This is a genomic window from Streptomyces odonnellii, from assembly GCF_000981895.1.
In the GTDB taxonomy this organism is placed as follows: domain Bacteria; phylum Actinomycetota; class Actinomycetes; order Streptomycetales; family Streptomycetaceae; genus Streptomyces; species Streptomyces odonnellii.
Genome location: NZ_LATD01000074.1, coordinates 1 through 11,333, shown reverse-complemented (window position 1 = coordinate 11,333; position 11,333 = coordinate 1). Strand labels below are relative to the sequence as shown.

The following is an 11,333-nucleotide window of genomic DNA, read 5'->3' as shown; positions in this document are numbered from 1 at the left end:
GTTCGGGACGAAGAGGTCGTGGGTTCAAATCCCGCCACCCCGACGCCATAGTACCAGGTCAGGGGCCTGATCCGCAGTGCGGGTCAGGCCCCTGAGTGGTTCCTGGAGATCGCTTGGGAGAAATCTGGGAGAAGATCTTGGTCGGCTTCTCCCAGCGGCATCTGCTCTCTTCCCCTACGGTGAGGTGCCTAGCAGGGACCGCCGTGTGCACGTTCGTGAATCGGCGGACCCACAGGACCGGCGCGGTTGGGAACCGTGCCAACCAGGGGGGTCAGTGGAACCGAGAAGTGCAGCAGCAGCGGGAAGGGACTTCCCGTACACCGCGCGTACCACCTGCTATATCGAGGTTCATGAGGACGGCAGAGTCACTCATGGCGACGATCGGGCCGCGTACGAGCGCGCCGCCGCCGGAAAGTCGCGGCTGTTCGCCGTCTGGCCCGGCGAGTGGTCGAGCCACCTCTTTGTGATCGACGACCTCAACGAGTTCGCCAAAGCTCATGGGATCAAGCACGACCAGAACCGGACCGGATTGGAGGAACACGTTCACGACGTGGAGTGGACCGAGGCAACGGGCCGCGACCTCAATCCCCGGAGTCCGTACATCAGCATCCGGCTCAAGCTGACGTGCGGATGCGAGATCCGCGACTTGGGCGCCTTCGCGAGCCAGATGCGGGAGCAGCAGGGTTGGGCCATCGCGACCAGCGTTGGGTGGGGCAGCAGCAGTGGCCCCGAAGGCACGTTTTACTCCCTGCGCGTGCGACGGAAGAGTCTGGGCATCTGAACGCCTGCAGCAGGCGCAGCAACCTTCCCAAAAGCCGTCCACGGGCCTCAGCTCTACGGCAGGTTGACCGCAAGGAGGGCACATATGGGACGGGCATCTCGAAAGAAGCGCGAGCAGCGGTCAGCAGGACAGCGCAGGCAGGCACGGGCGTCTGCGCCACCGCCTACAGATCCGCGCGCCGAAGGCGAAGCCGCTCTGGAGCGGTTGATGCGCACGAACTCCCCGGGCAAGGTCAGCCTGGCAGGAGCGTACGCGTTCGGGTACGGAGCTCTGGGAGTGGCGCAGTTGGAGGGGGACGATCAACCTTGGTTCCATGACATCGACCCCCTGGATGCCCTGTTCTTAGGCACCGCGTGGCCGCAGAAGTTCAGGGACGAGTTCGAGTTCGCCAACGCACGTGACGGATGGCTCCGGATTCTTCGTGGCACCGTGCACTGGAAGGGCATCGAGAGCTTCGTCCGCGAGGTCGTTGCCGCAAGCGAGGAATACGACCTCCCCGTGGATGAAGGGGAGTTGATGCTGAGGCTCACCGGCCGGTTGGAGGCGCTTGGCCTCGATCAGCGCAAGTTGCCCGCCAACTGCCTGCCGGGGGCAGCACTGGTCGGGACGCGGCCGATCGAAGGGCCTCCCTCCGATCAGGTACTGCCGGAACCTCGGGCCGACGCAAACGAGAGGATCGCTCGTTTCTGGAAGGGCACTCAGATCGAGCTCGCCCACGACGGAACGCCCCTTGACGCACTGCGACATGGGGTCTACCTGCTCACCCAAATGGGCCTGCGCCTGGACGATGACCCGATGGCACTCCTCCCCGCCCTCTATCTCGCCCTGGTGGCGAAGGACGGTGAAGAGATCAGCGATGCGGGGAGGCGAGCAGTGGCCTGGGCGTACGCGCTGCCTCCGGGATCTTCGCTGATTCCGGTTACTGACGTCCTCCTCTTGGGACCTGCTCATGGCCTGAGCGCAGACGAGATACTCGCTCGGCTCTTCGCCCTCCCCAACCTCGGGGAGCCCGTCAGCAGCACGGACAGGCGATGGACCAGCTCCCCTGGGTGCGCGCTGATCAATCTCGCCTTCGAGCGGGGCTTCTCCCAGGTCGTCACCCGCAACGGCAAGGTCGTTCGCATCGACGACACCGCGGTTGCCTCCTTCAAGGCGCAGCTCCGTCGGTTCGAGGAGAAATTCGGCCGGCCTCCCGGTCCTGACGACCCCGTGTTCTTCGATCCCGACGCGGAAACACCCCAGCTGCCTTCACTGAGCAGCGTCGAGACCCAGAGTTTCGAACTGCTGGAGGCCATCGGCCTGTCCGCGGCCTGGATCTTTGCCTACCGCGAGACCAAGGGGCTGCTGCCGCGCCTTGACGGCACGTTTCTGACGGAACGCGATGCTGCTGAATGGGATGAAGCGATCGCTCGCTACGTCGAACAGGCCAGCGGTGAGGTCCCCAATTTCGAGGACAACATGGAGATCCTTCGGACCAACTTCCTGGCCAGGGAAGTGATGACGGCGGCTCAGGATCCCGAGCATGGCCGCGAGCTCGTCGCCATCTTGGACAGTAGAAGTGGAGGGGAACTGCTCGGCTCTTTCCTCGACCGCATGACTCCCTCGCTGGAGGAGCTCGTACAGGAGGACCCATCGCTCTTGGACTCCGCTGCCGAATTCGCCCGGGCCTGGGGTGGCGCAACGCTGCAGAACCGGGTATCCGTCATCGCCAGTACGCCCTCTGATCTCGACCGGAAGGACACCGCGGCCGTACTCGCCGTCGCTGCGGCGTTCTTTGCCAGGCATACCGCGACAGAGTCGGACTGAGTTGCTGAGTCAGGGGCCCGAATCATATGCGGATCGGGCCCCTGACTGATTGCGGTGATCTTCCGGTGTCAATGACCCGCCACTGGCCTCAAACCTGTCGCTGGCCGCGAAGTCGGTCTCTACAACCGCCCACGAGCCGCTACTGGTGAAGCCCTCGAGACCACGGGACACACCTCACTGCGCCGCCCCCTCGGGTTCGTCCGCCGCGGACGGGTGGACATACCTGCCCTCGTTGAACGGAGTGAACCACGCCTTGAACGCCATCGGTGCGACGCCGAGAGCCGCTCCGACGCTACTCTCGTCGATGCCGTCCATGGAGTCGTCGTAGAGCCACTCGTGGTCCATGTCCTCGTAGACGTTGTCGGCGAACGAGTCGAGCGCGGCCGAGACGCCGTCGTCGAGCAGCCCGAAAGTCTCCAGGGTCACGTTCGTCTCATTCAGCAGCAGCTTCAGCGCGAGTTCCTCAGCGACGCAGCTCAGCTGCTGGAAGCTGCCATCCGTGAAGCGAGTGGTCATGGCGATCACCGTCACCAGGAAGCGACGGGCGAAACGAGCGTCGTACTGGAGGGCGTATCGCTCGGGAAGATCCTCGAAGTGCCACAGGGGACCATCGCATTCCGCAGCGGTGGTGTCCTCCTCCGTCAGCGTCTGCACGTCTTGGAACAGCTCGTCCACCAAGATGTCCGTCGCGTACACCAAGGCACCGGCAGCGAGTTTGGCGTCCGCCGGCGAGACGGCGAACTCGCTGTCACCGTCCTCTTCCTCGTCGTCTTCGTCGTCGATGACGCCGAACATCACTGGCGGGAAGGAGCGCAGCTCATCTGCCAGTGCCAGCATCTGACCGCGCACTTCCTCGGCTTTCGCCTCGGCGTCGTAGCTCTCTTTGTGGTCCACGGCCGTGGGACGCTCGGTATGCCGGGCCTTACGGTCAGCCGGATCACCGGGCGGGGCATCGGGACCGTCTGCGGCGTCGAGACCCTCCTGAGCGAGTTCCGGGTGCAGTTCGACCTCGCATCGCTCGATCTGCCAATCAGCCAACAGCTCGGACCGTTCTAGCAGTTCGGCCACGACCGATCGCACCGCCTCCTCGGCAAATTCCAGGGCCGGCGCATCCACGAACACTTTCAGCAGCGCTCCACCCGGGTAGACGGCCACGATGCTGTCGAGGAGATCGACTTCCATGCCGTCGGGTCCCTCGATGGCCTCAACCGAGTCGAAGCCGTCCTCGATGAGCGCCACGGCGCCGGCGCGCTGAAGTGGGTCCATCTCCGGAGTGCCCTCCGGGATGTGGGCGTCCACGGTTACTACGTATGTCACGCATCCGATCCTGGCAGGGAAATGCCAGGCGACGGGGAGGAATCCGCTCAATCACGAGCACTACGGATCGAGCCAGGCAGTCGGCCCGGCTGATGTAGGCAACGTGCATTCGGCTTCTCGCTTCGCGTGGGAGTACGACTTCAAGGTTCCCGACTCGGCACAGGACACGAAGGGGCATCCGTCCTGGAGGAGCGCCTGATGACACGCGTGGCCCCACAGCTCGGCGACGACGCGTCGCCAGTCGACCTCTGAGGCGCGCACTGCCGAGCGTCGGCTCAACGCGCAGCTCCTCCTCTCGGACTGGTCATCGTGGCACGAGCGCGTAGTAGCCGATCGAGTACGGCGACGGGCGAGCGCGGGTGCAGGTTTCGACGGACGTCGAGCGCTGCTTCCCACTGCTCAGTCAGACCAGCTTTGAGACGCTCACGCATGCCAGGGGTTACGTGGGCGTACCGGGCCGAGACTGAGCCGTCGATGTGGCCCATGCGCTCGTCCATCAGCACCTTTTCGGTGCCGAGGTCCTCCATGTGCGTGCTGTGGGAGTGCCGCAGGCCGTGCGGGGTGAGCCCCCTGGCGATGGGCAGCCAGCAGGCGTCGGCCCGGCCTTGGGCGTTGCGGCCACGGACCGGGACACCGGGCCAGGGCTCGCCGAGCAGCGGGACCGGGCGGGCCTCCTGGGGTGCCTTCTTCGGGTACCAACCGGAAGTGGCGGGCGCGAACAGCCAGGTGGCGAAGCCGTTACGGCGCCAGTGGGCGGCGTTCTCCGTCGGGGTGCCGCCACGGATGAAATTCAGATCCGCGATGGCGACTTCGACACGGGCGCGGGTGTCCTCCTGTACGCGATCGGGGTGGTTGAGCACGTTGGACACGGTGCCGGTGGAGACGCCTGCGCGGCGGGCGACGTCCACCAGCTTGGCACCGGTGTGCCCGCCGGTGCGAGCGGTGCCCTGGCCGCGGAAGACGTAGCGCTTTCCGTGGCAGGGGCACAGCGTCGGTTTCGTACGGGCGACGTGGTCGGCGACCAAGGCCGACAGCCAGTCCATCGCGTCGATGGTGCGGTAGCTGTCGTCCTTGGGCGGGCAGCGGATCAGCTCACCCGAGTCCAGTTCGTACAGCTGGTGTTCCACGCGTACGGCTTCGGGCCGGGCGAACTCGGTCTCCAGGCCGACGATTTCGCCCCAACGCATCCCCGTGTAGCCCTTGAGGATGACGGCGACGAACTCGTCGTCGCGGCCCGACAGCAGGGATGCGCGTTCGGCGATGAGGAGCAGACCGAGCGGGTCGGTGATCACCTTCTCGGGACCACGGTCGCGGGAGCGGCCGGCGCGTTTACCACGCCCGCGCCGCTTCGTTGCGGGGTTGGACGCGATGAGGCCCTCGTCCACGGCGTCTTCCAGAATGAGGTGAAGCGTCGAGCGCCAGGTCTTGACGCTGGATGCCGCATAGAGGGCCTTCTCTCGCTTCTCCCAGGTGTCCACATCGGTGCGGAGGATGCCGGCGAGCGCCTTGTCCTCGAAGTCAGGGAGCAGGTGCTCCTCGATGTGGCGCCGGTAGTTCTGCATGGTGGACGCGGCCAGGTCCTGGGCGTCGTACCAGCGGCTGGCGTACTCGCCGAACGTCTCCAGCCCGGCCGCCGGATCGCGCCACGTGCCGTGCCGAACCTTGGCCTCTTCCTCGTCCGCGGCCTGTTTCGCCTCACGCTTGGTGGCGAACTTGACCACCGTGCCCGTCGGGTCGACGACGGTGCCGTACTTGCCCTCGCTGACCTTGTATCTGCCGCGCCAGTAGCTGCCGCGCTTTTCGCCGAAGCCCACGCCTCGCGTTCCTCCTGTCTGTCGGTGTCGGGTGCGGGCTAGGCCGGTTCGTTTGGATCGCTTCCGCTGGCCGAGGTTGTAGTTGATGATGTCCATGTGACTAACCGCATCAGCGCTCTGATCTCGGCCTTCGGTGTCCTTGCCAGCGTGATGCTGCTCGTTCTTGCCGTTCGTGAGTACCGCTCTGGGGCCTCGGTTCTCTGGCTCGTGGCTGGAGCCGTGATCTTCCTCAGCGCTTCGTACACGCTCGTGCGGGACGCGCGGCGGCTCCGCACTGGGCCGACCGCCTGACAGCGGCGCCGTTCCAACCAGCACCGCCAGTCGTTGTTCGTGCGTGCCGTTGACTGACGCGCAGTGGGCGCGAATCGAGCCGTTACTTCCAGATCGGACACCGCGGCGGGGTGGCCGGTGGCGGGATCACCGAGAAGTGATCGACGCGATCGCCTGGAAGTTCCAGACGGGATCGCAGTGGATCCACCTCCCCGAGAAGTACGGCAACTGGCGAGGCGTCTACAACCGCCTGCGGATGTGGGCCATCGACGGTACCTGGGAGCGGGTGTTCACCGCGCTGGTCGCACAGGCCGACGCCGACGACAACCTCAACTGGGCTGTCTCGGTGGACTCCACCATCGTGCGCGCACACCAGCACGCGGCTGGGGCCCGCAAAAAGGGGCCCCAGCAGGCGAACCGGCAGACCACGCCATCGGCCGGTCCCGCGGCGGACTGAGCACAAAGATCCACCTGGCCTCCGATGCCCAATGTCGGCCACTGGCCTTCGTGCTCACCGCCGGACAGGCCGGTGACGCACCCGCCTTCGCTCACGTCATGGCCCACCTTCGCGTTCCTCGACGGCGAGGACGGCCCCGCACCAGGCCGGACGTAGTCCTGGCCGATAAGGCGTACCCCTCCCGCGCGATCCGTGAGCACCTGCGCAAGCGCGGTATCCGGGCGGTCATCCCCGTCCCGGCCGATCAGCGTGGCCACCGGCTGCGGCGCGGCAGCCGGGGCGGCAGGCCACCCGCCTTCGACCGAGAGGCATACAAGGAGCGCAACACCGTCGAACGCTGCATCAACCGCTTGAAACAGTGGCGAGGCATCGCCACCCGCTACGAGAAGACCGCGACCATCTACCTGGCCGGACTCCACATCGCGGGCATCTTCCTCTGGTCTGCGCGGTGATCCAAACGAAACGGCCTAGGCGGCAGTGCCGTACTGGGACCTGCGGGGCGGTCGGGCCCGGAGTCGCGGGGCGGAGGAGGTGGAGGATCGGGTCGGCGGAGTCGCACGCGACGGCGTCGTGGTCGACTCGGATGTGTTGGCGAGTGGCAGCATCCGCTGGGCTCGCTGCGGCGCCGGCGCTTCGTGGATGCGGATGATCTCGGCGAGGTGGTCAGCGGTGAAGCGGTAGGCGCGGCCGACCCGCGTGTGCGGTATCAGGCGTCGGCGCGCGCGGTCCTTGACCCACCAGGCCGAGCAGCCGAGGGTCTCGGCGATCTCCTCGGGGCGGTAGAGGCGGGGCAGGGCGGCTTCGCCATCCGTGCGGTGAGGGAGGCGTGCGAGGGCAGGGGGTATCGCGGGATGGGGCAAGTGGGGTGAGTCCTTACTAGGGGTGGATGCTCGATCAGCGACGCCGGGCGGCCCGTCTCAGGGAGCGCTCGGTCCTCGCAGCAGCACGAGGGGCGACACGGCAAGGGCATCGGCGATGGCGGCGAGGTCGTCGATGTCGCATCGGCGCTGGGCGCGTTCGATTCGGGACAGCATCGTGTTGGACATCGGACGGCCGAGGGCCGTGACGCGGGCGGCGAGCTCGCGCTGGGCGAAGCCGCGTTGGGTACGGAGGATTTCGATGGTGCGGGCCGCCCGTATCCCTGCGGCCCCTATTTCCAATGAGCGTGCTGCCATGACTCCATTTGTAACTGCCATTCGCCGGTTTGGTTAACCGGCGATCGTCGGCTATGTTGCGCCCCGCAGTCCGGCGCGAAGCGGTGTCCCAAGCGTCGGGAAGTACCGGAAACCGGCACCTCGATCGACACTCTCGGAGGGTGCTCTGACGTGGGGTGTTGTGTTGTAGCTTCCCCGCCAACGGGACGTCAACGGCTTCCCGATGTGATCCTTCTGGCTTCATCTGACAGGGCATTATTTCGGCAACCGCCGATCGTGGCCTAAAATTTTGAGACCGCCCTCCACCGCCTTCTTTTACGGCCGCCTTTCTGCCGTCAGAGATTGCATGGGATTAGGCTGGACTTGCGCCGCACGGGTGTGGCTATGTTGACGACACCCCCGGAAAGCGCGAGCGGCCATCAGCGCGCCCCCACGCCACCGGCCGGCCAACTCCCCCACTCCCTGACGCCCGTATCGCCCATCGACGGTGAGCCGTGGGCTCCTGCCCGCCTGCAACCGAGTAAGGAACCGCCCCTCTTGGCCCGAATCCGCACCATCAAGCCCGAAGCCTTCGTCTCCGAGTCCCTGGCGGCGGTCTCGCTGACCGCCGAGCGCACCTTCCTCGGCCTGCTCACCCAGGCCGACGACCAAGGCCGCCACCGCGACCACGCCGCGGTCATCGCCGGACAGCTGTGGGTCCTGCGCCCCGAACACGGGCCCGCGGACGTCGAGACGGACCTCGCCCAGCTCGCCGACGCCGGACTGATCTGCCGCTACACGGGGCCGGGCGACAAGCGCTACCTGCACGTCGTCACCTGGCACCAGCACCAGAAGATCAACCGGGCCAGCAAGAGCCGCCTCCCCGCCTGCCCACACCACGACGACCGTGCCGGCTCCGTGCCGGGCGTCGCCGCAGTGGCTGCGGGGGCCGGCATCACGGAGCCCTCACCGCAGCCTCACGGAACCCTCCGTGAAAGCTCCGGGCACGTGCGCGAGCCTGCGGTGAATCTCGGCATCGATGACGAAGTTACAGGTCAGGGCGATTTCACGGAGCCCTCGGTGAGGAAGCAGGGAGGACTCCGTGAGGCAGCGGTGACGCCTCACGGTCCGGATCTAGGACCTAGGATCATGGATCTAGGAAGTACCCCTGCGGGGGGCGCGAGCGCCCCCGCGCCCGACACGGTCTCGGCTCAGCAGCTCATTGCCGAGTACGCCGCCGCCTGCGCCCACCGTCCGCCCAAGGATGTCCTGGGCCATCTCGGCCAGCAGGTGCGCAAGCTGCTCGACGAGGGCATCGCACCCGCCCACATCAGGGCCGGACTTGAGCGCCACCGCGTCAAGGGCCTGCACCCCAGCACCCTGCCGAGCCTCGTGAACGAGGCCATGAACGCGTCCCCCGCCACGCCGACCGCGCCGGTCGTCCACAGGGCGTGGACGAACCCGACCGACGTCGAAGCCGCCTTCGGAGGCAACCTCTGACCGCCACCCTCACCCGCGAACCCCACCGGGTCGGCCCGCTCGCCGACCGGCTCGACGGCATCCTGGCCGGACGCGGCATCGCCCCCTCCACCGTCGCCGCCGAGGACCCTGTGCCGGAGCCCGTCACCGCGCTAGAGCTCGCCGATGCCCGCATCCCCGCCCGCTACCGCCGCGCCCTGGCCGACCACCCGCAGGTCACCGCCTGGGCCGACGAGATCGCTCGCGCCGGACGCCCCGGACCCGGCGGCCCCGGCATCGCCGAAGGCCCGTCACTGCTGATCGCCGGCCCCACCGGCACCGGCAAGACGTACCAGGGATACGGCGCCATCCGTGGCCTGCTCAGCCGAGGCGTCCGCCTGCGCTGGGAAGCGACCACCAGCGCCGACCTGCACGCACGCCTGCGTCCCCGCGCCGGACACGATGGCGAGCGGGAGCTGCAGACGCTGGTCCGCTGCCCGCTGCTGCTCCTGGACGACCTCGGCGCGGCCAAGACCAGCGAATGGACCGAGGAGCTCACCTACCGGCTCATCAACCACCGGTACGAGCACATGCTCCCCACCCTCATCACCACCAACCTCCCCACCGCCGAGCTGCGCACCGCACTCGGCGACCGCGTCGCCTCCCGCCTCGCCGAGATGACCGAACGCGTCATCCTCACCGGCCCCGACCGCCGCCGCCGCACCGCGCCCACCGCCTGACCGGCCGCCGCACCGTCTCCTCCACCGGCCTGCCTCGCCACAGCGCCCGCGCTCACACCTGCCCCGGCCCGCGCGGGCTCCTGCAGAGGCGGCGCGTTCGGCCGCGTTGCCCTCCCCTGCCGTTCCCCCACACCTTGGAGCCCCGTCCTGCCTCCTTCCGCCTTCACACCCCTGTCTGCCCAAAGCAGCGACACCTCGCTCCTCCCCGACTGGGCCACGTCCCCCGCGACGACCGTGACGCTCGTCGTTCTGCTCGTGCTGATCGCCCTGTTCGCCGGATGGATGTTCCACCGGCAGCGCCGCCAGTCCCCCGGAACCAACCGCCGGCGCGGCAGCATCGCCGTACTCGTCGCGGCCGTGGCCGCAATCGGCTGCACCGCCTACAGCGCGGACAGCAGCTGGCGGTTCGCCGCCGACTACCTCGACATCAGCGGTATCGCCGAGCGCGTCGCGATGTTCGCCGTCGCCGAGCTGGCGCTGTTCGCCACCGCCCTGATGGCACGCCAGAACCTCAATGGCCCGAAGCAGGCGCCCGGCCTGCCCGGAACCCTCACCTGGGTCATCACCGCCGTGCAGATCCTGCCCGCGTACGCCGAGTCCGGGCCGGTCGGCGGCACCGTACGGGCCTTCGTCGGCCCGGTCCTGGCCGCAGTGCTGTGGCACCTGGCCATGGGCATCGAGCTGCGCCAGCGCACCCCCGACGCCGCCTCACGCAGCCTGACCGCCGTCCTGGTCCGCCAGGCACGCGAACGCCTGCTGGCCCGACTCGGGATCGCCGACCAGGACGCCGATGCCGCCCGGCTCATCCGTGAGCGCGCGCTGAGCGAAGCCGTCGCCCTGATCCTGCGCGCCGAGGCGATGACCGACAAGAAGCGCGGCAAGCGGCGGAAACAGCGCCTGGCCAACCGCCTGCACCAGGCCCTGGAGCGAGCCGACATCGACCGCGACCCACTCCAGGACGAGCTGCTGCTGCGCAAGCTCGCCACCCGCAAGCAGGCCCTCGGCCTCGCCTCCATCGCCCTGCCGCCGCGCTGGCACGCCCCGACCTCGTACCCGGTCCGCCACTCCGAGCACAGTCGCCCGCCCGCCGCCCGCCGTGAACCGGCGCCACGGTCACAGGACACGGCCCGCCCGGTGCCAGCACCACGGGCAGAGGACGCTGCCCGCCCGCATCCATCGGCTCCGGACGATGACGAGGTGCCTCCGGCTGCCCGCCCGCAGCCTGCCCGCCGGGCGCCGGAGCCGCCCACACGGGCAGAAGCCAAATGCAGCCCGCCGCTCACGGGCAACGCCTCGGGCAGTGCCTCGGGCAGTCACAAGCGAAAACCGGCTGCCCGAAAGAAACCCGAGGACCGTAAACCCCGCGCGTCCGACGAGGTCATCCTCAACTGCGCCCGCCGCATGTACGAGGAGACCGGCAGCGTCGGACGAGATCGGGTGGAGAACGCCTTGCGCGACACCGGCTACAGCGTCGCCAGCGACGACGCCGGACGCATCGTCCGTGAGTTCAAGGACCAACTCAAGCCCGCTCCCTGACCCCCACCAGCTCCCCATAGC

At 68.0% G+C, this 11,333-nt stretch carries 11 protein-coding genes; 7 read left to right on the top strand and 4 right to left on the bottom strand.

Features of this window, described 5'->3' with window-relative positions; all coding sequences use genetic code 11:
* The first annotated feature begins 274 nt into the window (after window positions 1-274).
* Both WH07_RS09010 and WH07_RS09005 read left to right on the top strand, forming a co-directional pair.
* Window positions 275-781: a hypothetical protein gene (locus WH07_RS09010; RefSeq protein WP_046497574.1), complete on the top strand. Its 507-nt coding sequence runs from the start codon at window positions 275-277 to the stop codon at window positions 779-781.
* Window positions 782-988: 207 nt separating this feature from the next.
* On the top strand, window positions 989-2,587 hold the full coding sequence (locus WH07_RS09005) for a hypothetical protein (protein WP_198533758.1): 1,599 nt from the start codon (window positions 989-991) through the stop codon (window positions 2,585-2,587).
* A 174-nt stretch (window positions 2,588-2,761) separates the two neighbouring features.
* Here the strand turns inward: WH07_RS09005 and WH07_RS09000 are convergent, their stop codons facing one another.
* Window positions 2,762-3,886, bottom strand: a complete 1,125-nt coding sequence (locus tag WH07_RS09000; protein ID WP_232788785.1) for a hypothetical protein — start codon at window positions 3,884-3,886, stop codon at window positions 2,762-2,764.
* Between the two features lie 293 nt (window positions 3,887-4,179).
* Window positions 4,180-5,718 (bottom strand): LacI family DNA-binding transcriptional regulator, encoded by a 1,539-nt coding sequence (locus WH07_RS08995; RefSeq protein WP_046497565.1) that lies wholly within the window; start codon window positions 5,716-5,718, stop codon window positions 4,180-4,182.
* 96 nt (window positions 5,719-5,814) lie between these two features.
* Between WH07_RS08995 and WH07_RS08990 the strand changes: the two genes are divergently transcribed.
* Window positions 5,815-6,009, top strand: a complete 195-nt coding sequence (locus WH07_RS08990; RefSeq protein ID WP_046497563.1) for a hypothetical protein — start codon at window positions 5,815-5,817, stop codon at window positions 6,007-6,009.
* A 43-nt stretch (window positions 6,010-6,052) separates the two neighbouring features.
* A protein-coding gene (locus WH07_RS37335) for an IS5 family transposase (RefSeq protein WP_408645823.1) occupies window positions 6,053-6,897 on the top strand; the annotation gives its coding sequence in 2 pieces (ribosomal slippage) (window positions 6,053-6,406 and window positions 6,409-6,897; 843 coding nt in all).
* A 15-nt stretch (window positions 6,898-6,912) separates the two neighbouring features.
* Here WH07_RS37335 and WH07_RS08975 read toward each other — a convergent pair.
* Together WH07_RS08975 and WH07_RS08970 are read right to left on the bottom strand one after the other, a co-directional pair.
* Window positions 6,913-7,305 carry a helix-turn-helix domain-containing protein gene (locus WH07_RS08975; protein WP_408645822.1) on the bottom strand — a complete coding sequence of 131 codons (393 nt, stop codon included), beginning with the start codon at window positions 7,303-7,305 and terminating at the stop codon, window positions 6,913-6,915.
* A gap of 57 nt (window positions 7,306-7,362) precedes the next feature.
* Window positions 7,363-7,620, bottom strand: coding sequence for a helix-turn-helix domain-containing protein (locus tag WH07_RS08970; protein ID WP_046497558.1), 258 nt, complete (start codon window positions 7,618-7,620; stop codon window positions 7,363-7,365).
* Window positions 7,621-8,136: 516 nt separating this feature from the next.
* On the opposite strand from WH07_RS08970, the gene WH07_RS08965 reads away from it, so the two are divergent.
* The 3 genes from WH07_RS08965 to WH07_RS08955 all read left to right on the top strand — a co-directional run bounded on the left by WH07_RS08965 (window position 8,137) and on the right by WH07_RS08955 (window position 11,312).
* Complete coding sequence (locus WH07_RS08965; protein WP_046497555.1) at window positions 8,137-9,078, top strand: hypothetical protein; 942 nt, start codon at window positions 8,137-8,139, stop codon at window positions 9,076-9,078.
* Window positions 9,075-9,776 (top strand): ATP-binding protein, encoded by a 702-nt coding sequence (locus WH07_RS08960; protein WP_046497579.1) that lies wholly within the window; start codon window positions 9,075-9,077, stop codon window positions 9,774-9,776. Before WH07_RS08965 ends, WH07_RS08960 begins: the two co-directional genes overlap by 4 nt.
* A 234-nt stretch (window positions 9,777-10,010) precedes the next feature.
* Window positions 10,011-11,312, top strand: coding sequence for a hypothetical protein (locus WH07_RS08955; protein WP_198533757.1), 1,302 nt, complete (start codon window positions 10,011-10,013; stop codon window positions 11,310-11,312).
* The last annotated feature ends 21 nt before the right edge of the window (window positions 11,313-11,333 follow it).